The following is a 20607-nucleotide window of genomic DNA, read 5'->3' on the forward strand; positions in this document are numbered from 1 at the left end:
GGTGCTCCTCCAATGGAGTGATGTCGTTATCGTGTTCGAAATGGCAAGACGATCACGACCGGAACGTCCGGCCGGCCGCGTGCAGCGCGGCGATGCGCGGCGACACGCGATAACGGTCCTCGCCGTAGCTCGCCGCCAGGTTCGACAGCACGCGAAACACGCGGCCGATGCCGATCGCATCGGCCCACGCGAGCGGGCCGCACGGGTAGTTCACGCCCTTTTCCATCGCGAGATCGAGATCGGCGGGCGAGCACACGCCCTGGTTCACCGTGTCGGCCGCCTCGTTCGCGAGCATCGCGACGGTACGCATCGCGACCATCCCCGGCACGTCGGCGACGCCGACGACGCGAAAACCCGCCTGCTGGAACAGGCCTACCGCATCCGCATAGGCCGCGTCGCCGCACTGGAGCGCGCGCGTCAGCGCGACGAGCCCGGCCTGCGCGTAATCGCGCGCGAGGTCGACGAGCACGAGATCGGCCACGCCCGTCTGTGCGGCGCGCGCGGTGGCGGTGCGGCCGTCGGTCAGCGCGATCGACGCGCGGCCGGCCGTCGCGAGCAGGTCGTCCTGCTGCATGCCCGCCTGCCGGGCACCCGGGATGCGTTCGGCGAAGCGCGCATGCAACACGGCGGCCGGGCCGTCCTGCGCGAACAGCACGACGTCGGCCGGCGCGGCGCGCGGCGGTTCGAGATCGGGCGCGGGCGGCGTCGCGCCATCCGCATACGAATAGAAGCCGCGCCCCGACTTGCGCCCGAGGAAGCCCGCGTTCACGAGTTCCTGCTGGATCAGCGACGGCGTGTAGCGCGGATCGTTGAAGTACGCGCGGAACACCGATTCGGTGACCGCGAAGTTCACGTCGTGGCCGATCAGGTCCATCAGCTCGAACGGCCCCATCCGGAAACCGCCGGCCTCGCGCATCACCGCGTCGATCGAGGCCGGTGCGCCGCCCTGCTCGTTCAGCACGCGCAGCGCCTCCGCGTAATACGGCCGCGCGACGCGGTTCACGATGAAACCGGGCGTCGATTTCGCCATCACGGGCCGCTTGCCCCACGCGGCGGCAGTCGCGTAGAGCACTTGCGCCACATCGGCAGCGGTCGCCAGCCCGCTGACCACTTCGACGAGCGCCATCAGCGGCGCCGGATTGAAGAAATGCAGGCCGGCGACGCGCCGCGGCACGCGCAGCCCGGCCGCGATCGACGTGATCGAAATGGACGACGTGTTGGTCGCCAGCATGCAGGCGTCGTCGACATGGCGTTCGAGCGTCGCGAAGATCTCGCGCTTCACGTCGAGCCGCTCGGCCGCCGCCTCGACCACCAGCGCGGCGCCCGCGAAGTCGGCCAGCGCGCGCACCGGACGGATCCGGTTGCCTGCCGCATCGGCGTCCGCCGGTTCGAGCCGGCCTTTCTCCGCGAGTCGCGCGAACTGTGCGCGGATGCCCGCGAGCGCCTTGTCGCAGGCCACTTCGCTCAGGTCGTACAGCAGCACCGTGTGGCCGGCCGCGGCCGCGACCTGCGCGATGCCCGCCCCCATCGCGCCGGCGCCGATCACGCCGACGACGGCCGACGGCGCCAGCGCGCCCGAGTTCACCGATTGTGCAGAGGAAACAGCCATCGCTTGCGATCCGTCATGAAGTGGAGGTGCGAGCGATTATAAACCGACCGGTCGGTAGATTTATGTCAGGGCGTGCCCGAATATGTCGTGCAAGAGACCGTTACGGAGACTGCAAAGATAAAAAATCGAAAGATCGGGGCACTTTTTGTGAACCGAAAGGTCAACGTAAGGGTTCGAATATGAGATAGTGACCCCGGAACGCCTGATAAAATTCGACAAACCGCCGGATTTCAGGGGGAAACCGCGTGTCACGCCGCCACCGCCGTCCATCGCCGGCCACCCTTGCGGGGTCGGAACCGGGCCTACGGCCCGCGCGTCGTCCCGTGGACTCGCCTCGCCGTCCGCGGCCGGCCGCCTTGAACCGTTTCATCCAGCGACGGGCTTCGGCCCGCCCGCGCCCCTCGCCGCCTCACCGCGGCGAACCCAGGGCAGCGCATTGCGCACTGCCCCCCTTCGGTTTCATCGTCCTCGTTCGGCGGATAGTACGGCCGGGCTTCGTCAACCCGTGACGGCGCGTCGCGCGCCGCCACTCGCACCAGGAAACCCTCCATGCCGCTCTCGTCCAACCAGCTCCCGCGCTGGACCCTCTTGGCCCCGCTTGCCGCCTGGCTGGTACTCGCGCTGTCGCGCGTCGTGCCGGCCGAAGGCCTCGTCATCGCGGTGCTCGCCGCCGCGCTCGCCGGCGCCGTGTTCGCCGCCGTCCATCATGCGGAAGTCGTCGCGCATCGCGTCGGCGAGCCGTTCGGCACGCTCGTGCTCGCGGTCGCCGTGACCGTCATCGAGGTCGCGCTGATCGTGTCGGTGATGCTCGGCGCGGGCCCCGAGAAATCGGGCCTCGCACGCGATACCGTGTTCGCCGCCGTGATGATCATCTGCAACGGCATCGTCGGCATCTGCCTGCTGGTCGGCGCATGGAAGCACGGCGAGCAGGACTTCCAGGGGCGCGGCGCGAGCAAGGCGCTCGCGGTACTCGCGTCGCTGTCGGTGCTGTCGCTCGTGATGCCGAACTACCTGAACGCCGCGCCGGGCCCGTTCTTCTCGAAATCGCAGCTCGCGTTCGCCGGCGTCGCGTCGCTCGTGCTGTACGGCGCGTTCGTGTTCGTGCAGACCGTACGCCACCGCGACTACTTCCTCGCCGCGCACGACAGCGCGAACGAGGCGGTGCACGCGGCAGCGCCGAGCAACCGCACCGCGGTGACCAGCATGATCCTGCTGTTCGCGAGCCTCGTCGCGGTCGTGCTGCTCGCGAAGCTGCTGTCGCCGGCCGTCGAGCATGCGGTCATGAAGCTCGGTGCGCCCGAGGCCGCGGTCGGCATCGTGATCGCCGCGCTCGTGCTGCTGCCGGAAGGGCTCGCGGCCGTCACCGCCGCGCGCGCGAACCGCCTGCAGACCAGCATGAACCTCGCGCTCGGTTCCGCGCTCGCGAGCATCGGGCTCACGATCCCGACCGTCGCGGCCGTGTTCATCTGGGTCGGCCAGCCGCTCACGCTCGGCATCGGGCCGATGGAAACCGTGCTGCTCGCGCTCACCTTGCTGGTCAGCACGCTCACGCTCAGCCAGGGGCGCACGACGGTGCTGCACGGCGTCGTTCACCTCGCGCTGTTCGCCGCGTACCTGTTCCTGTCGATCACTCACTGACGCCCGAAAACGCGCGGCCCGGCGGATCACCTCCGCCGGGCCGCGCTCGTTTACGTCCCTTCACCCGCCCGCGTTCACGTCACGCCATCGTTACCGGACCGGAATCACGAGATGCTGGCCCGCCAGGATCAGGTTCGGATTGGCAAGGTTGTTGCGGCGCTGGATCTCGCGATAGCGCTGGCCGCTGCCGAGCTTGCTCGCCGCGATCATGTTCAGCGTGTCGCCCGCCTTCACCACGTACGTATGTTCGCCCGATGCGGCCGCGGTCGTCACCGTCTGGTCGCTGACGAAGTATTTGCGCAACAGGTCGAGATACTGCGGCGACTGCTTGAGCTTCGCGATCGCGGCGTTCAGGTAGATCAGCAGATCCTGGTCGTCGGCGCGCACGCCGATCTTGTACGCGATGCTCGAGCCGTCGAGCTTGGTCACCGCGAATTTCAGGTCGGTATTCCTGATCGAGCTGACCGCGAACGGATAGTCGTAGATGAACGCGTCGACCGTGCGGCCGTCGATGCTCTTCGCGATGAACGCCGGATCGGAATCGTCGACCTCGACGAAGTGCACGTTCGGATACTGGCGCGTGACGAACGCGCGCACGTCGGGGTCGCCCTTCAGGATGCCGACCGTCTTGCCGACGAGATCGTCGGTCGAGCGGATCGCCGAGCCTTGCCGCACGATCAGCGAATAGCCGAAATCGTCGACGTACGGCACTGAATAAACGACGCCGGCCGGCGAGTTGTCCGGGAACGTCAGCCCGTCCATCGCGACGTCGACCACGTGGTTCCCCTTCGCGTCGGTATCGAGCAGCTGTTTCGGCACGCCCGGGTACGTGTCGACCTCGTGGCGCGTATCGACGACGACCGGCTTGCCGCCGCGCGAGAACGACGGATCCGCGAACAGCAGCCGCGCGAATTCGACGTTGAAGCCGTGCGGTGCTCCCTTGTCCTCGCCGAAGAACGGCTCGCTCGGGTTCTGCACCGAGATTCGCACGATGCCGTTCTCGGCAATCGATTTCAGCGTGCTGGCCTGCGGCGTGAAGCCGGCCGGCAGCACGTTCGCCGACGGCGGTGTCTGCGCGGACTGCCCAGTGTCGGCATTTTGGGCGGATGTCGAGGACGGTGCCGCGTCATGCGCGGGAATCAGCGTCGACAGGCCGCCCTGATGCACGATCCATACGCCGACGAGCACGACCAGAAACGCGATTGCGCCAAGAAGTTTTTTCATGGTTGAGGGCCCGCGGGAAGTTATTGTTGTTTGGACGGCAACTGCGCGGGGTTCGCCGCATCGAGTCCGGGCGCGCGGCCGCCGTTCAGCACCGCCTGCTGCTGCGCCTGCTTGACCTCGGGGTTATCCATCAGCGACGTCTCCATCTCGGAGAACGCCTTGTTGACCGAGCGCATCACCGAATCGACGGCCACGTCGGTCTTGATCTGCTCGAACGTATCGGACGCCTGCCGGCCCGCGAGCTTGTTCATCTTCTGCGCCGCCTGCGACATGTCCCACATCGCCTTCGCTCGGTCGATCGCCGCCGCGAAATTCTTCAGTTCGACCTGCACCTGCTTGTAGCGGCCCTCGCGAAACGCGAGCAGCTGCTTCATCGTGTCGAGCTGCGCGCGAAAGCGTGGCGCGTCGTCCGGGTACTGCTTCTCGAACAGTTCCGTCTTGCCCTCGAAGTTCTTCACCTCGGTACGAAACGCGGTGATGCTGTCCGCGAACTTCTGCGCGTCCTGGCGCTTTTCCGCGAGCTGGTTGATCAGCGTCTCGATCGGATTCGACTGCGCCTCCTCGACGATCATCTTCACCTTCTGGTTCGCGAGCTTCATCGCGACGACCGGCGCCAGATAAATCGCGCCGAGACCGATCACGCCCGCCGTGACCAGCGCGATCACCCCCTTCAGGATGAACAGCGCGGCCGGTGCCGCGATCGCGACGCCGGCGACGATGATCGCCCACTTGATCAGCTTGACCTTGCCACTCCCCGAACTGCCGTTTGCTTCATTCGAAAGCTGCGACATGAGTTTTTCTCCTGGAACCTCGAACCGAACTGCGTACGTGTGCTTTTTCAAGCTCAATCGAAATGCTTCGGACTCCGGTGCCGCCCGGCAGACAGGCAAGCCGGCGGCGCAATGCAAGGATGGGCGCGTGCGGACGTCACGAGACGCCGGTGTAGGCGCCGTTCGGAATGCGGTGATCGGGGGCGGCGTGCGACGGAGCGATGCGGCAGGCCGAACCGGCGCCGTTCATCGTCGCGGCCCGTGCGCGGACGGGAAAGTGTACCGACGTGCGGTACGAAACGGGATGACGGATACGTGACGCGGCGGGCGTCGGGTGAAGCGTCGTCGCGGCGCGCGAACGGATGCGGCGCCGGTATTCCGGTACGAGGGCGTAAAGGCTCATCGTTGTTCTTTTGCGTGTCGCGGGTGCAGGAACCGCGCGGCCGGCGCGTCCCGCTCCAAATGCACGAACGTATCCTGCGCCGACCGGCATTCAGCGTCAAGCGGTCGGCATGGCCCGTGGCTTTCCCGCTCGAAAGCGTGCACCGCACGTCAACTTTCAACACCGTAAGCATGTTGCCGGCACGGCAAGCGCCCGTGCCCGGTCAGGATTGCTTGGCATCGTCCCGCAGCCTGCGGCCGGCCGGTCGACCGGCCGCTACGTCGCGGCGTCGGGCGAGGTGCGCGCATCGAACCCGTAGAGCGCCGCCGGATTGTCGACGAGAATCGTACGGGCCGCCGCGTCGTCCGCGGCACAGGCGTACAGCCAGCCCAGCAGGTTTGCATCGTCGGGCACTGGCGACGCATTCGGGTGCGGCCAGTTGCTGCCCCACACGCAACGCGCCGCGTGCTCGCGCGCGAGCACCGCGGCGAGGCGCGCGACGTCGCCGTAACCGGGCGCACCGGACTGCGACGTTTCGTAAGGCGCGGACAGCTTCACCCACACGTGGCCGCGATCGAGCAGGCGCCTCAACGCGACGAACGCCGGCGCCTCCGTTTCAACCGGCGTCAGGAACTTGCCCGTGTGATCGATCACGACACGCGCCGGCAACGACGCCAGCATCGACCCGACGTCCGGCAGCGTCCGGCCGTCGAGCTGCACGTCGACGTGCCAGCCGAGCGGCGCGATCCGCGCGGCCAGGCGTTCCAGTTCGTCCCAGCGCGCGACGCCGCCTGCGAGCGTCATGAAGCGCACGCCGCGGATACCGGCCGCATGCAGCCGCTCGAGCTCGGCGTCCGGCACGTCGACCGGCACCGTCGCGACGCCGCGCGCCTGCGGGCCGAACGCGGCCAATGCGTCAAGCGTGCAGCGGTTGTCGAAGCCATAGCCGGTCGGCTGCACGACGACCACACGCGTGAGACCGAGCGCCTGCTGCATGCGCCGATATGCGTCCACCGGCGCGTGCGGAGGACGGAAGGTCGCCGTCGGCGCGAGCGGATACGCATCGTCGTAGATATGGATATGGCAATCGCACGGGTCCGGCGGCCGACTGCCCGTCGTGTCGTGCGTCATCGCATGCCCCGTGCGGCAGACGCGACGGCCGAACGCCAGCGCTCCAGCCGCGTCGCCTGCGCTGCGTTGACGGCGCCGGTCGGCACGCGCCCGTCGAGCAGCGCGGCGAGCTGGTCGACCGTCTCCAGCGCCTGATGCTCGATCGCCGGCAGCGTCAGCCCGCCGATGTGCGGGGTCGCGATGACGCGCGGATGCGCGGCCAGCGCGGGCGTCGGCATCTGGTCCGCCGCGCGGCCGACGTCGAGCGCGCAGCCTGCCAGCCGGCCGCCGTCGAGCGCGTCGGCCAGCGCCTGCTCGTCGACGAGTTCGCCGCGGGACGCATTGATGAAGCACGCGCCCGGCTTCATCGCGGCGAATGCCGCCGCATCGATCAGGTTCGCGGTGGCCGGCGTGGCCGGGGCAAGGCAGACGACGTAATCCGCGTCGCGCAGCAACGTGGCGGAGTCGACCTGTTCGAGCGGCCGCGCGTCGACCTGCACGTACGGATCGCTGACGAGCACGCGCATGCCGAGCGCCGTCGCGATCGGTGCGAGATGGCGCGCGATCTGCCCGTAGCCGATCAGACCGAGCGTGCTGCCGCGCAATTCGCGCCCCATCCGGGGCGCGGGCGGCGCGCCACGATGGTACGCGTCCGCGTAGCCACCGATCCCGCGCGCGAGGTCGATCATCGCGCCGACCACCCATTCGGCAACGGCCGGCCCGAAGCCGGGGCTCGCCTGCGTGACCAGCACGCCGAACGCGCTCGCCGCGGCGACGTCGACCGTGCGGATGTCGACCGCGCAACGCAGGAACGCGGCGAGTACCGGCAGCCCCGCGAACAGCGCGCGCGGTGCCGGGGTCTGCCGGTACGCGACGATCGCGTCGCATCCCTGCGCGGCGGCAATCAGCTCGTCCGTGTCGAGTTCGCGATCGTGCGGGTTGCAGGCGACATCCGCGATCGCGCGCAGCGCGTCGAGCGCCCTGGCGCCGAAGTAGTGGTCGATCATCCCGACCGGATGCGTGACGTAGACGCGCGTCATGCGCGGCCTCCGCTCGTGCCGGCCGCATGCGGCGGCGGCGCCACCGACGCGCGCTCGACGAGCGTCACGTCCGCGAACACGCATTGCCCGGCGGCCGACGGCGCGTCGCCCTCCTGCCGCATCACGCGCCGCACCATCTCGCCGGCCATTTCGGTAACGGGCAATTGCACCGTGGTCAGCGCCGGCCACGAGATCGCCGACAGGAAATGACCGTCCATCCCGACGACGGATACATCGTCCGGCACCCGCAACCCGCCGTCGCGCAGCCCCGCCATCAGGCCGAGCGCGAACAGGTCGTTGACCGCGACGATGCCGGTCGGCCGTGCGGGATCGGCCGCGAGCTCGACGCCGAGCGCACGCCCGACATCGACGATCACCGAATCGCCGTATTCGTTGGCGGGGCCGCCGTCGAGCACGCGCGCCTGGGTGGCGCCGCCCGCCTCGCCTGCCACGGCGAGAAAGCCGCGGATCTTGTCGCTGCGGCTCACGGTGATGCCGGCCACCGTCGCGAACGCGAGCCGCGTATGGCCCGCCTCGACGAGGCGGCGCGTCGCGAGCCGCGCGGCCGCCTCGTTGTCGGCCGTCACATGGTCGACCTTCGATGGCTCGCCGGGCGTCGCGCGGCGGTCGTAGCTGACGACCGTCATCCCGCGTTCGGCCGCGCGCTCGAGGTGACTTTCGTCGGCGAGCGACGAGATCACGATCACGCGCCGCACGCCATGCGCGTAGAGATCGTCGAAGAACGACGCCTCCTTGCGCGCGTCGCGATACGTGTTGCCGATCAGCACGCGATGACCGTACTGTTCCTGCGCGCAGGCCTCGACCTCGCGCGCGATGTAGCCGTACATCGGGTTCGCCATCGACGGCACCAGCAGTCCGACGAGCGGCGTCTGCCCCGTCTTGAGCTGGCGCGCGAGCGTGCTCGGCCGGTACCGCAGCGCGTCCATCGCGGCCTTCACGCGTTCGAGCGTTTCCGGCTTCATCTGATCGGTACGGCCGTTGAGCACGTTCGAAACCGTGCTGACCGAAACGGCCGCATGACGGGCCACGTCCTGAATCGTACTCATGTCGTCTTGCATGGAACGGGCTACAGGCCGAAACGGGCCGGCAGCCACAACGAAAACGCCGGTGCGAAGATCAGCGCCACCAGGGCGACGAACAGCACCAGCAGGTATTTCACCATCGGCCGGGCCACGCGCCCGACCTCGGTGCCCGTGATCGCGCACGTCGTGAACAACCCGAGGCCGACCGGCGGCGCGAACAGCCCGAACCCCATCGCCACCACCACGACCGTACCGAAATGCAGCGGGTTGATGCCGAGCTGCAGCGCGATCGGCGCGAGCAGCGGCCCGAAGATGATCAGCGCGGGCGCGCCTTCGAGCACGGCGCCGAACACGATCATCAGCAGCGCCGACAACAGCAGGAACATCGTCGCGCCGTACTGATGGGCGAACGCCGTCATTGTGCCCGAGACGAGCGCCGGAATCTGCTCGATCGACAGCGCGAACGACACGCTCGACGCCGCCGCGACGATGAACAGGATGCCGCTCGCCATCGATGCGGCGCGCACGAACACGCGGCCGACCGAACGCCACGTCAGTTCGCGGAACGCGAGCCAGCCCACGACCAGCGCGTAGACCACCGCAAACGCGGACACCTCGGTCGACGTCGCGACACCCGACGTCACGCCCTTGCCGATCATCGCGACCATGACCAGCGCGACGAGCGCGCCGCCCGCGAGCGGCAGCCACGCGCGACGCTCGACGAACACCTCGGCCACGTCGATCTTGCGCCCGGTGATCACCGTCACGACCGCGAGCGACGCGGCCAGCACGGCCGCCGGCACGATCCCGGCGACGAACAGCCCGGCGATCGAGATGTTCGCGACGAAGCCCATGATGATCATGTTCACGCAGGGCGGAATCGTCTCGGCCATCACCGCGCTGCACGCGAGCAGCGCGGCGGTTTCGTTCGGGTCCTGCCGTGCGCGGCGCACGGCGGGCATCACGACGCCGCCCACCGCCGCGATATCGGCCAGCTTCGAGCCCGACACGCCGGAAAAACACGCGGTCGCGAAGATCACGATCAGGCCGAGCCCGCCCCGCACGCGTCCGAACATCCGCAGCAGCAACTCGACGAGCCGCGCGGACATGCCGTTGGACTCCATCAGCAGCCCCGCCAGCACGAAGAACGGCACCGCCAGTAGCACGAAGTGATCGGCACCGGCCATCACCTGTTGCGAGTAGACGAGCAGCGGCAGCGTCGGATCCGCGAGGAAATACAGCAGCGCGGAAAACGCCAGCACGAACCCGATCGGCACGCCGAGCACCAGCCCGCCGACGAAGCCCGCGACGAGCAGCGTGCCCGGCGCGACCGCATGCGCGGGCCACAGTGCATTCCAGCCGTACACGGCGACCGCGAGCGCCGCACAGCACGCGAACGTGCCGATCACCCGGCGGCGCGGCGCGTTCAGCGCATTGGCGAGTGCGAATACCGTCATGAACAGCGCGCCGAACATCATCGGATACCCGTTGATCCAGCCCGGCAAGCCGCCCGTCGTCATCTGGTCGTACGAATCCGCGAGCAACTGGCACGACGACACCAGCAGGTTCAGCGCGACGGCCGCCACGATCCAGTGACCGACCTGGATCAGCGCGCCCTGCCAGCGTGCCGGCAGCCGGCCGCGAAACACGTCGATGCCGACATGCTGGCTGCGCCCCAGCACCGTCGCCGCGCCGAAGAACACCAGCACGATCATCAGCGCACTGGCCACTTCCTCGGCCCAGTCGACCGGGTCGTGCAGGAAATAGCGGAACACGACCGACACGAACACGACGAGCACGTCGACGGCGAGCACCGCCGCCGACAGGATTTCAATCCAGCGCAGCGCCGCATCGAGCACGCGGGCGGCGCGATGCGCCGGTTGGCCTGCAGCGGGCACCGACGCGGCACCCGAGACGGAATGCATGTCCATCGCTCAACCCCGCGCGGCGGCGATCGCCGGAAACAGCGGCGCGGTGGCCGGATACTGCTTCGCGAACGCGACATACAGGCGGTCGCGCATCGTCTGCCGCAGCACCGCGCGCTCGGCATCGGCCAGCGGGTAAAACGACATGCCGCGCTGCTTCAGCGCCTGCTCCGCCTGCGCGGCCTTCTGCGCGGCAATCGCACGCTGCTGCACGGTCGCGTCGGCCACCGCGCGCTCGAACGCCGGCCGCAGATGAGCCGGAATCCGGTCGAGCGCACGCCGCCCCATCACGACGGTCATCGCCGCGAACACGTGGTGCGACTGCCAGCACGACTTCACGGTCTCGTCGAAGCGGCTCGCGAGCACCGTGGCGGGATCGTGTTCCAGACCGTCGACGACGCCCGTCTGCACGGCCATGTACAGTTCGCCGAACGGAATCGGCGTCGGCACCGCGCCCATCGCCTTGAAGGTGTCCATGAACGCGGGCGTCGGCAGCACGCGCAGCTTCGTCCCCTTCAGTCCCGCCAGCGCCGTCACCGGCTGCTTCGTGAACACGCAGCGGCCGCCGAAATGCGAGCCCCAGGTCAGCACCGAACATCCGGCGCGCTTTTGCAGCAGCGTGTTCAGGCTCGTGCCGACCGGCCCGTCGAGCGCCTTCGCGACATGCGCGTAGCTGTCGAACAGGTAGCCGAGATCGAGCATCCCGAGCTCCGGCGCGATCGTGGCCCAGATCGACGAGCCCGCGATCATCATGTCGATCGCGCCGATCTTGACCTGCTGCACGACGTCGTTTTCCTTGCCGAGCTGGCTGTTCGGAAAGTAGTCGACCCGGATCGCATCGCCCACGCTCGCCTTCAGGTTCGCGGCGAGACGCTCGTACCACACGTAGTGCGCGGCGTTCCGGTCGGCCGGCATCGACGACGAGCAGCGCAGCGCGACGACCGGCTGCTGCGCGCGCACGCTTTCCGGCAAGCCGCCCGCGGCCGCGAGCGTGGCCGCCGACACCGTCTGCAGGAAGCGCCGCCGGGTGTAGGTATTCATGAGCCGTCTCCTTTGCAGTGCGCCTCGCGACGTCACTGTATCGATTTAGTGTATCGATACAGTAATACGATGACCGATAAGGAAAAATGAGGGTTTCCCCTGCCTAAAATGAAAACCAAGGGGGCGTGCAGCGCGTTTTTTCGCGAAAATCGGACAAAAATTGGCCGCTTCCCGCACATTTTCGGCTGCAGCCGAAACAATTCGAACGGCGGCTCGAATCGTCAGACGACAGACTTTTCGGCGCACGCCGGCGCCCGCTCGCGCGAGCAAACGCCGCTAGACGCCCACGTCGTTCGTGCTCTCGGTCAGAAACCGCTCGACCATCGCGTTGAACACCGGCAGCGCCGGATTGTCGTTGTCCGCCCGCCACGCGAGATACAGCTCGGCCGCGACATTGACGCCCGCCAGCGGCCGGAACACCACGCCGTCGACATGAAGCTCGCGCGCCGATGCCGGCACCAGCGCCGCGCCGAGCCCCGCGCGCACGAGGCCGAGGATCGTATGCGTCTGCCCGACGTAATGCAGGTAGTTCGGCAGCCGCCCGGCGCCCGCGAACATCCCCGAGATCATGTCGTGGAAGTACTTCCCCTCGTTCGGCGAGTACGCGATGAACGGCTGCCGGTCGAGCTCGTCGGGGCCGATCTGCTCGTAGCCGGCGAGCGGCGCGCCTTGCGCGACCGCGACGAGCATCGGCTCGCGCTGCACGAGCCGGTATTCCAGCGGCTGGCGCGCCGCGCGCTGGCGCACGAAACCCGCGTCGAGCATCCGCGACGCGAGCGCGTCGATCTGCACGGTCGACACCATTTCGCGCAATTCGACGTCGACGTCCGGCAGCGCATGCGCGGCGTGCGCGAGCAGCACCGGAATCATCCGGTACGCACTGACGGCCGTGAAGCCGAGCGTGATGCGGCCGGCCCCGCCGTGCGCGACGCGCTGCGCGGCCTGCTCGGCCCGTGCCGAGAATTCGAGGATGTGCCGCGCATCGCGCAGGAAGCGCTCGCCGGCCGCGGTCAGGCTGACCTGCCGGCTGCTGCGTTCGAGCAGCGCGATGCCGAGCGCGTGCTCGAGCAGCTGGATCTGCCGGCTGAGCGGCGGCTGGGTCATGAAGAGCCGCTTGGCCGCGCGGCCGAAATGCAGTTCCTCGGCCACCGCGACGAAGCAGCGAAGCTGGTGTAGTTCAATCATCCAAATCTTGAATCAATCGATAGTCTTTTGATGTTAGACCGATATCGATGCGATTCCTATACTCGGTTCCACCTGATGCACGGCCCGCGCCGAACAAGACGACCGAGACCTTCATGACCATCGACATCCTGCTGACCCAGCCGCTCCCCGACACCATCGACGCCGAACTGTCCGCCCGTTACGCGGTGCACCGGCCGTATGCGGCCGCGCAACCCGACGCGCTGCTCGATCGCGTGGCCTCGCGCATTCGGGGTGTCGTGACCGGCGGCGCGAACGGCCTGTCCGCCGCGCTGATGGACCGGCTGAGCGCGCTCGAGATCGTCGCGATCAACGGCATCGGCACCGATGCGGTCGATCTCGATCGCGCCCGCGCACGCGGCATCCACGTGACGACGACACCCGACGTGCTGACCGACGACGTGGCCGACATGGCGCTGGGGCTGATCCTGATGACGCTGCGCGATCTCGGCGCCGGCGAGCGGATCGTGCGCGCCGGCCGCTGGGGCAAGACGGCCCAGCCGCTCGCGACGCAGGTCACCGGCAAGCGGCTCGGCATCGTCGGGCTCGGCCGCGTGGGCCGCGCGATCGCGCAGCGCGCGCAGGCGTTCCGGATGCCCGTGAGCTACTTCGGCCCGCGCGAGCACCGCGACAGCGGCTATCGCTACGTGCCCGATCTCGCCGCCCTCGCGCGCGACAGCGACGTGCTCGTGATCGCGGCATCGGCCGATCACGGCAACGTGCTCGTGACGGCCGACGTGCTCGCCGCGCTCGGCCCGCAAGGATTCCTGATCAATGTCGCGCGCGGCAAGCTGGTCGACGAGGCCGCGCTCGTACGCGCGCTGGCCGACGGCACGATCGCCGGCGCCGGCCTCGACGTGTTCGCGAACGAGCCGCACGTCCCGGCCGCGCTGCTCGAACTCGACCGCGTCGTCGTGCAGCCGCACCGCGCGAGCGCCACGCACGAAACGCGCGAAGAGATGGGCCGGATCGTGCTCGCCAACCTCGCCGCGTGTTTCGCGGGCCAGCGCCCGCCGACCAGCGTCACCGGCTGACCGCGGCGCGGCCGTACGGCCGGCATCCTCGATACGACAACCGATGCCTCCGCCCGACGGAGGCCAGGAGACACGCATGCCCAATCGATCCAGCGGCGCCGCCCTCGCCGCCTCCCCCGCCGCGTCGCGCACGATCGGCCGCGTCCGCTACACGGTCCTCGCGCTGATTTTCGCGGTCACCGTCATCAACTACGCGGATCGCGCGACGATGTCGATCGCCGGCACCGGCGTCGCGCACGACCTCGGGCTGACGCCCGTGCAGCTCGGCATCGTCTTTTCCGCGTTCGCCTGGGCCTATGCGATCGGCCAGGTCCCGGGCGGCTGGCTGCTCGACCGCTTCGGCGCGCGGCGCGTGTACGGCCTGAGCCTGCTGCTGTGGTCGGTCTTCACGATGCTGCAGGGCACGGTCGGCTGGCTCGCCGTGCAGGGTGTGGGCGCGACGCTCGCGCTGTTCGTCATGCGCTTCATGCTCGGCCTCGTCGAATCGCCGGCCTTCCCCGCCAATTCGCGGATCGTCGCCTGCTGGTTCCCGACCGCCGAACGCGGCACCGCGTCGGCGCTGTTCAATTCCGCGCAGTACATGGCCGTCGTGCTGTTCACGCCCGCGATGGCCTGGCTCACGCACGCGCTCGGCTGGGAGCACGTGTTCCTGTGGATGGGGTTGCTCGGCATCGCGCTCGCGGTGCTGTGGTTCGCGTGGTATCGCGAACCTCACGGCCACCCGCGCGTGACCGATGCGGAGCGTGACTACCTGCGCGCACACGGCGCGCTCGTCGATCTCGAGGCGAATCGCGTGCGCCACCGGCCGCGCGTGTCGTGGCACGACGCATCGCAACTGTTCCGCCACCGGAACCTGTGGGCGATCTATATCGGCCAGTACTGCATCACGGCACTCACGTACTTCTTCATCACGTGGTTTCCGATCTACCTGATCAAGGGGCGCGGGATGACGATCATGGAAGCCGGCTGGGTCACCGCGCTGCCGGCGATCTGCGGGTTCACGGGCAGCGTGCTCGGCGGCGTGCTGTCGGACTGGCTGATCCGGCGTGGACTGCATCCGTCGAAGGCACGCAAGACGCCGTTCGTCGCGGGGATGGCGATGGCGACGCTGCTCGTGCTCGCGAACGGCGCGTCGTCGAACGCGATCGTGATCGCGCTGATGACGATCGCGTTCTTCGGCAAGGGGCTGGCGGCGGTCGGCTGGGCCGTGCTCGCCGATACGGCGCCGGAAGGCATGGTCGGGCTGAGCGGCGGCGTGTTCAACGGCCTCGGCAACATCGCCGGGATCGTCACGCCGCTCGCGATCGGCTACTTCGTCGCCAGCACGGGTTCGTTTGCCGGCGCGCTGTGGTTCGTCGCCGCGCACGGGCTGATCGGCATCGCCGCATACACGTGGCTCGCGGGCCGCTTCGAGCGGATCCGCATCACGCCGGCCGCGTGAACGCCGCCGCCGCGCGCAGGCGCGCCGTCACGCGCGCTTGCGGCCGCCCGGTGCCGGTTCGATCGTCAGCCGCTCGAGCTCGCGCAGGTCGTTCTCCAGCGCAGGCGTGAGCGTCGTGCGCAGGTGATCGAGGAAGGTGCGGATCTTCGCGTCGAGATAACGGCGCGTCGCATACACGGCGTACACGCTCACCGTCTGCAGCCGATACTCGGGCAGCACGCGGATCAGCCGCCCTTCGCGAATGTCGTCGAGCACCGTGTACAGCGCGACGCACGCGATCCCGCGCCCGGCGCGCACCGCGACGCACAGCGCGTCCGGCACGTTGACCTGGAACGGCGCCGGCTGCAGTTCGTAGACCGCCTCCTCGCCGTCGCTGCGCTCGAGCCGCCATTCGCCGGCCGGCGACGCGGGCGTGTCGAGGCGCAGGCACACGTGGTTCGGCAGTTCGTCGGGCGTCTGCGGCGTACCGTGCCGCGCCAGGTATTCGCGCGACGCGACGAGCACGCTGCAGCTCGTGCCGCAGGTCTGCGCGACATAACCTGAATCGGGCAGTTGCGACGCCGTCACGATCGACACGTCGTAACCCTCCTCGACGAGATTCGGCATCCGCTGCGCAAGCGTCAGCTCGACCGACACGTCGGGATTGTCCTCCTGGTACCGGACGATCGACGACACGACATGGCTCTGCCCGAGCCCCGTCATCGCATGGATGCGCATCTTGCCGCTCGGCCGCAGCAGCGCGTTGCGCGCCTCGGCGTTCGCGTAGTCGATTTCCGCGAGGATCGACTTCGCGCGCTCGAAATAGCGTTCGCCGCTTTCGGTCAGACCGAGGTGGCGCGTCGTGCGATGCAGCAGGCGCGTCTGTACGTGCGCTTCGAGGTTCGAGACCGCGCGCGACACCTGCGCGGTGGTCGCGTCGATTTCCTTCGCGACCGCAGTAAAACTGCCGGCTTCGACAACGCGCACGAACAGGCGCATGTTTTCGAGCATGTCCATTGGATTGGCTTGGGGAGAGTCAGTGGGGAGGCGTCGGCGGCGCTCGCGTCAGAGGGGAAACGGAACGCGGCCGCGAACCACGTCGAATCGATCAGCGAGCCGGGGAAAAGGCGGGAGAGCGGGCATCGCGTACGTGGTTCTGGCGTGACGGGGGATTCAGTGGCCGGAATTGTACGCCGCCGCAGACAAATTTGCGCGATTGTTCGCCCCCGAAGCTTTCATCGGACGAAAGGTTTTCGCAAGACTCGGGCTCCCCCGTGCGCAACGGCTTGATGCCGCGCGGCAATTTATATCACAACACGATATAATTCCGCTCTCGTCACCGCGCGCGCACCGCGCCGTCACCTTTACCGCTCGCCCGTTCATGTCACCAGGCTCCCCTCCATCGCGCCGCACGTTGCGGCAATGGCTGCACGGCTTCCTTCCGCATCCGATATCGCTTGGCTGGCGCGAGCGCCTGCGTTCGTGCACGGGTGCGCTCGTGGGAATCGCGACGGTCGGCGCCACGATGCGGCTGCTACCCGGCGGGCCGGGCCTCGTGCCGCTGCTCGTCGCGCCGATGGGGGCATCGGCGGTGCTGCTGTTCGCGGTGCCGGCAAGCCCGCTCGCGCAGCCGTGGTCGATCATCGGCGGCAATCTCGTCGCGGCGACGGTCGGCGTTGCCTGCGCGCAATGGCTCGCCGATCCGGTCACCGCCGCCGCGGTCGCGATCGCGTGCGCGATCGGCGGCATGTTCGCGCTGCGCTGCGTGCACCCGCCGTCGGGCGCCGTCGCGCTCACAGCCGTGGTCGGCGGCCCGGCCATCCACTCGCTCGGCTTCCGTTTCGTGCTGGAGCCGATCGCGCTGCAATCGGCGATCCTGCTGTCGGCCGCGCTCGCGTATCACGCGCTGACCGGGCACCGCTACCCGCATGGCGGCGTACATCCCGAAGCGAAACCGCGGGCGGGCGGCGCCGTGCCGGCGCACGGCGGCTTCACGCGCGGCGATCTCGACGCGGTGCTGAAGCGCCGCGGCGAATGGCTCGACGTCGATCCGGACGATCTCGAAACGCTGCTGCGCGAAACCGAGATGCAGGCCTATACGCGCACGTTCGGCCAGCTCACTTGCGCCGACCTCATGACGAAACACGCGATCGAGGTCGCACCGTCGACGTCGGTAACGGCCGCGCTGACACTGCTCGACCGTCACTGCGTGAAGGCACTGCCGGTGGTCGATGGCGAAGGCCGCCTGACCGGCATCGTCACGCGCACCGACCTCACGCGCCAGCCGCACCGCTCGGCCCCGCTGTGGCAACGCCTGTCCGCGCGACTACCGCAATCGCTCGGCGGCCGGCCTGCGAGCGTCGCCACCGTGATGACGCGCGACGTCGCGTGCGTGCCGGAAACGATGCCGCTCACCGCGCTCGTGCCGCTGTTCACGCATTCGGGCCACCACCACATTCCGGTCGTCGATGCGTCGCGCCGGCTCGTCGGGATCATGACGCAGACGGATCTCGTGACGGGCCTTTATCGGCAGACCCAAATGCTCGAGGCCGCGTAACGCACGTGACGCCACAAAACGGCTGACGCAGCGCGGAACGTCTCCATTCCGCCCAATATCGTTCATTTATATCATGTTGTGATATATTTGACGCTACCGTCCCCCGTACGACCGACCTCGATGAACGATACCCGACGCGCGCTGAACAAGAGCGATTTCCAGCAACTGTCCGAGTTCCGTTACCAGATGCGCCGCTTCGAGCGCTTCTCCGAACGCGCCGCGCAAAGCGAAGGCGTGACGCCGCTGCAATACCTGCTGCTGCTGCACATCAAGGGCTATCCGCATCGCGAATGGGCGACCATCGGCGAGCTCGCGGAACGCCTGCAGGCGCAGCATCACGGCGTCGTCGCACTGGTGACGCGCTGCGAAGCGCTCGGGCTCGTGAAGCGCAAGCCGAGCGAAGCCGATCGCCGCCAGGTCGAGGTCCACCTCGAGCCGGCCGGCGAAACGCTGCTCGCCCGCCTCGCGGCCATGCATCGCGCCGAGCTGAAGTCGCTCAAGGACACGTTCCAGGTGCCCCGGATCGATTACTGACCCTTGCCCTTGTCACGCCGATGAACGCACCACACAAACGCGATTTCGCGCCCAACGAACGCCTGCCCGGGATCGCGTTGCTTGCCGCCGGGATCGGCCTGCTCAGCACGCTCGCCGCGTTCGTGCTGTCGAGCCTGATCCACCTGTTCACGAACCTGTTCTTCTTCCAGCAGCTCTCGTTCGCCGACCGCTCCCCGGCGAACAACACGCTCGGCGCATGGGTGATCGTGATCCCGGTGATCGGCGGGCTGATCGTCGGGATGATGGCGCGCTTCGGTTCGCGGAAGATCCGCGGCCACGGCATTCCCGAAGCAATCGAGGCGATCCTGTTCGGCAAGAGCCGCATGTCGCCGAAGGTCGCGATCCTGAAGCCGCTGTCGTCCGGCGTCGTGATCGGCAGCGGCGGCCCGTTCGGCGCCGAAGGCCCGATCATCATGACGGGCGGCGCACTCGGCTCGCTGGTCGCGCAATGCGTGCACGTGACCGCCGCCGAGCGCAAGACGCTGCTCGTGGCCGGTGCGGCCGCCGGCATGACGGCCGTGTTCGGCACGCCGGTCGCCGCGGTGCTGCTCGCGGTCGAGTTGCTGCTGTTCGAATGGCGTCCGCGCAGTTTCCTGCCGGTCGCGCTGGCGTGCGCGGTGGCCGGGTTCGCACGCGCGGTGTGCTTCGGCGTCGATCCGCTGTTTCCGCTGACGACGGCCGTGCCGACGCCCGTCGCGCTGCTGTCGTGCATCGTCGCCGGCCTGCTGTCGGGCATGCTCGCGTGCGGCCTGTCGGCGGCGCTCTATCGCGTCGAGGACACCTTCGCGAAGCTGTCCGTGCACTGGATGTGGTGGCCCGCGCTCGGCGCGATCGCGATCGGCTTCGGCGGCTGGCTCGAACCGCGCGCGTTCGGCGTCGGCTACGACGTGATCGGCGATCTGCTTCATCAGCACATCGCGTTGAAGATCGCACTTGCGCTGCTGGTCGTGAAGGCCGTGATGTGGGTGATCGCGCTCGGCTCGGGCACGTCGGGCGGCGTGCTGGCGCCGCTGCTGATGCTCGGCGCCGGCCTCGGCACCGTGCTGTCGCCGATGCTGCCGGGCGGCGATCCGGCGCTGTGGCCGCTCGTATGCATGGCCGCGACGCTCGGTGCCACGCTCGGCGCTCCGCTGACCGCGATCGTGTTTGCGTTCGGCCTCACGCACGACGCGAACGCGCTGCTGCCGCTGCTCGCGGCGACGCTCGTCGCGCACGGTTTCTCGACCATCGTGATGAAGCGTTCGATCATGACGGAGAAGATCGCGCGTCGCGGCTATCACATCTATCGCGAATACGGTGTCGATCCGCTCGAGCGCCATGACATCGGCGAAGTCATGACGTCGGCCGAGCGGGTCGTCGCGATCGACGGCGCGACGACGCTCGATACCGTCGAGTCGCGCTACTTCGGCGCGAAGCAGACGCATCGCGCGTACCCGGTCGTGCAGCACGGCCGCCTGCTCGGCCTCGTCGATCGTGCGACGCTCGATGCGCGGCGCGCAGAGGCAGGCGCCGAGTCGCCGATCTCCGATGCATTCGCCAACCGCGTGCCGGTCGTCGCGCTCGCGCACGAAACGTGCCGCGTCGTCGCATCGCGACTCGCGATGCTCGGCCTCGAACGCCTGCCCGTCGTCGACGACGAGCAATCGCTGCGCGTCATCGGCATCGTGTCGCGCAGCGACCTGATCAAGCCCGCGCGCCATCACTTCGACGACGAACAGAAGCGCGAGCGCTTCCGCCCCATCGTCCCGGTCAACCTGCGCGACGCAGGCACCCGCGAGGCGGGCTGATGCCCCCGCGTGCTGCATCGCATTCGGTCGCGTCCCGCGTTTAAAGTTGGTTAACGGTTCGACGGGCGAAAGTTTGTCATGATGGTGTCCATGCGACGGGGCCATCAATCAGCCATTCCACTTCGCCATCTGATAAAGAGTCGCGGCACGGCATGCACGCACATGCCGTTTGCCGCGGCCATCACGACACCACACGACCGGACCGCGCGCCGACCGGGCAACACATGACGTCGAGTCGCAGACGACGCATGCCGCATCGCAGCAACGCT

At 68.5% G+C, this 20607-nt stretch carries 16 protein-coding genes; 6 read left to right on the top strand and 10 right to left on the bottom strand.

Annotated features, from left to right (window positions below):
- Positions 1–52: 52 nt before the first annotated feature.
- A complete protein-coding gene (locus tag AC1VVG_RS28060; protein ID WP_482836916.1) occupies positions 53–1609 on the bottom strand; it encodes a 3-hydroxyacyl-CoA dehydrogenase in 1557 nt (518 codons plus the stop codon).
- A gap of 549 nt (positions 1610–2158) precedes the next feature.
- Here AC1VVG_RS28060 and AC1VVG_RS28065 point away from each other — a divergent pair.
- Positions 2159–3247 (top strand): calcium:cation antiporter, encoded by a 1089-nt coding sequence (locus AC1VVG_RS28065; protein WP_034187870.1) that lies wholly within the window; start codon positions 2159–2161, stop codon positions 3245–3247.
- A gap of 90 nt (positions 3248–3337) precedes the next feature.
- On the opposite strand, the gene AC1VVG_RS28070 is transcribed toward AC1VVG_RS28065, so the two are convergent.
- The 8 genes from AC1VVG_RS28070 to AC1VVG_RS28105 all read right to left on the bottom strand — a co-directional run bounded on the left by AC1VVG_RS28070 (position 3338) and on the right by AC1VVG_RS28105 (position 12967).
- Positions 3338–4471, bottom strand: a complete 1134-nt coding sequence (locus AC1VVG_RS28070) for a transporter substrate-binding and LysM peptidoglycan-binding domain-containing protein (RefSeq protein ID WP_049028263.1) — start codon at positions 4469–4471, stop codon at positions 3338–3340.
- A gap of 20 nt (positions 4472–4491) precedes the next feature.
- On the bottom strand, positions 4492–5262 hold the full coding sequence (locus AC1VVG_RS28075) for a hypothetical protein (protein ID WP_034187872.1): 771 nt from the start codon (positions 5260–5262) through the stop codon (positions 4492–4494).
- Between the two features lie 637 nt (positions 5263–5899).
- Positions 5900–6754 carry an amidohydrolase family protein gene (locus AC1VVG_RS28080; RefSeq protein ID WP_482836918.1) on the bottom strand — a complete coding sequence of 285 codons (855 nt, stop codon included), beginning with the start codon at positions 6752–6754 and terminating at the stop codon, positions 5900–5902.
- Entirely contained in the window at positions 6751–7773 is a 1023-nt protein-coding gene (locus tag AC1VVG_RS28085; RefSeq protein ID WP_482836919.1) for an NAD(P)-dependent oxidoreductase, read from the bottom strand. The genes AC1VVG_RS28080 and AC1VVG_RS28085 overlap by 4 nt, the downstream gene beginning before the upstream one ends.
- On the bottom strand, positions 7770–8852 hold the full coding sequence (locus tag AC1VVG_RS28090; RefSeq protein WP_034187876.1) for a LacI family DNA-binding transcriptional regulator: 1083 nt from the start codon (positions 8850–8852) through the stop codon (positions 7770–7772). The genes AC1VVG_RS28085 and AC1VVG_RS28090 overlap by 4 nt, the downstream gene beginning before the upstream one ends.
- Before the next feature lie 8 nt (positions 8853–8860).
- Positions 8861–10747: a TRAP transporter large permease gene (locus tag AC1VVG_RS28095; protein ID WP_482836920.1), complete on the bottom strand. Its 1887-nt coding sequence runs from the start codon at positions 10745–10747 to the stop codon at positions 8861–8863.
- 3 nt (positions 10748–10750) lie between these two features.
- Positions 10751–11782: a TRAP transporter substrate-binding protein gene (locus AC1VVG_RS28100; protein WP_034187878.1), complete on the bottom strand. Its 1032-nt coding sequence runs from the start codon at positions 11780–11782 to the stop codon at positions 10751–10753.
- Positions 11783–12058: 276 nt separating this feature from the next.
- Entirely contained in the window at positions 12059–12967 is a 909-nt protein-coding gene (locus AC1VVG_RS28105; RefSeq protein ID WP_482836921.1) for a LysR family transcriptional regulator, read from the bottom strand.
- A 113-nt stretch (positions 12968–13080) separates the two neighbouring features.
- Here AC1VVG_RS28105 and AC1VVG_RS28110 point away from each other — a divergent pair, with 113 nt between their 5' ends.
- A complete protein-coding gene (locus AC1VVG_RS28110) occupies positions 13081–14019 on the top strand; it encodes a 2-hydroxyacid dehydrogenase (RefSeq protein WP_124608820.1) in 939 nt (312 codons plus the stop codon).
- Positions 14020–14095: 76 nt separating this feature from the next.
- The gene (locus AC1VVG_RS28115) at positions 14096–15460 is read left to right on the top strand and encodes an MFS transporter (protein ID WP_482836923.1); all 1365 of its coding nucleotides are present in this window, start codon (positions 14096–14098) and stop codon (positions 15458–15460) included.
- Between the two features lie 27 nt (positions 15461–15487).
- Here AC1VVG_RS28115 and AC1VVG_RS28120 read toward each other — a convergent pair whose 3' ends face one another.
- A complete protein-coding gene (locus AC1VVG_RS28120) occupies positions 15488–16456 on the bottom strand; it encodes a LysR family transcriptional regulator (protein WP_034187882.1) in 969 nt (322 codons plus the stop codon).
- A 364-nt stretch (positions 16457–16820) separates the two neighbouring features.
- Between AC1VVG_RS28120 and AC1VVG_RS28125 the strand changes: the two genes are divergently transcribed.
- The 3 genes from AC1VVG_RS28125 (at position 16821) to AC1VVG_RS28135 (ending at position 20338) form a co-directional block, all read left to right on the top strand.
- Entirely contained in the window at positions 16821–17996 is a 1176-nt protein-coding gene (locus AC1VVG_RS28125; RefSeq protein WP_482836924.1) for an HPP family protein, read from the top strand.
- A 120-nt stretch (positions 17997–18116) separates the two neighbouring features.
- Positions 18117–18530, top strand: a complete 414-nt coding sequence (locus tag AC1VVG_RS28130) for a MarR family winged helix-turn-helix transcriptional regulator (protein WP_034187884.1) — start codon at positions 18117–18119, stop codon at positions 18528–18530.
- 20 nt (positions 18531–18550) lie between these two features.
- Positions 18551–20338: a chloride channel protein gene (locus AC1VVG_RS28135; protein WP_482836926.1), complete on the top strand. Its 1788-nt coding sequence runs from the start codon at positions 18551–18553 to the stop codon at positions 20336–20338.
- Positions 20339–20607: the final 269 nt, after the last annotated feature.

The organism is Burkholderia sp. L-4 (assembly GCF_056856535.1).

What these genes read in the sequence shown, in the direction of transcription:
- AC1VVG_RS28115 (WP_482836923.1), top strand. Translation starts at nt 14,096, where the DNA reads ATGCCCAATCGATCCAGCGGCGCCGCCCTCGCCGCCTCCCCCGCCGCG.
- AC1VVG_RS28130 (WP_034187884.1), top strand. Translation starts at nt 18,117, where the DNA reads ATGAACGATACCCGACGCGCGCTGAACAAGAGCGATTTCCAGCAACTG.
- AC1VVG_RS28095 (WP_482836920.1), bottom strand. Translation starts at nt 10,747, where the DNA reads ATGGACATGCATTCCGTCTCGGGTGCCGCGTCGGTGCCCGCTGCAGGC.
- AC1VVG_RS28065 (WP_034187870.1), top strand. Translation starts at nt 2,159, where the DNA reads ATGCCGCTCTCGTCCAACCAGCTCCCGCGCTGGACCCTCTTGGCCCCG.
- AC1VVG_RS28110 (WP_124608820.1), top strand. Translation starts at nt 13,081, where the DNA reads ATGACCATCGACATCCTGCTGACCCAGCCGCTCCCCGACACCATCGAC.
- AC1VVG_RS28080 (WP_482836918.1), bottom strand. Translation starts at nt 6,754, where the DNA reads ATGACGCACGACACGACGGGCAGTCGGCCGCCGGACCCGTGCGATTGC.
- AC1VVG_RS28085 (WP_482836919.1), bottom strand. Translation starts at nt 7,773, where the DNA reads ATGACGCGCGTCTACGTCACGCATCCGGTCGGGATGATCGACCACTAC.
- AC1VVG_RS28075 (WP_034187872.1), bottom strand. Translation starts at nt 5,262, where the DNA reads ATGTCGCAGCTTTCGAATGAAGCAAACGGCAGTTCGGGGAGTGGCAAG.
- AC1VVG_RS28100 (WP_034187878.1), bottom strand. Translation starts at nt 11,782, where the DNA reads ATGAATACCTACACCCGGCGGCGCTTCCTGCAGACGGTGTCGGCGGCC.
- AC1VVG_RS28090 (WP_034187876.1), bottom strand. Translation starts at nt 8,852, where the DNA reads ATGCAAGACGACATGAGTACGATTCAGGACGTGGCCCGTCATGCGGCC.
- AC1VVG_RS28135 (WP_482836926.1), top strand. Translation starts at nt 18,551, where the DNA reads ATGAACGCACCACACAAACGCGATTTCGCGCCCAACGAACGCCTGCCC.
- AC1VVG_RS28070 (WP_049028263.1), bottom strand. Translation starts at nt 4,471, where the DNA reads ATGAAAAAACTTCTTGGCGCAATCGCGTTTCTGGTCGTGCTCGTCGGC.
- AC1VVG_RS28120 (WP_034187882.1), bottom strand. Translation starts at nt 16,456, where the DNA reads ATGGACATGCTCGAAAACATGCGCCTGTTCGTGCGCGTTGTCGAAGCC.
- AC1VVG_RS28125 (WP_482836924.1), top strand. Translation starts at nt 16,821, where the DNA reads ATGTCACCAGGCTCCCCTCCATCGCGCCGCACGTTGCGGCAATGGCTG.
- AC1VVG_RS28060 (WP_482836916.1), bottom strand. Translation starts at nt 1,609, where the DNA reads ATGGCTGTTTCCTCTGCACAATCGGTGAACTCGGGCGCGCTGGCGCCG.
- AC1VVG_RS28105 (WP_482836921.1), bottom strand. Translation starts at nt 12,967, where the DNA reads ATGATTGAACTACACCAGCTTCGCTGCTTCGTCGCGGTGGCCGAGGAA.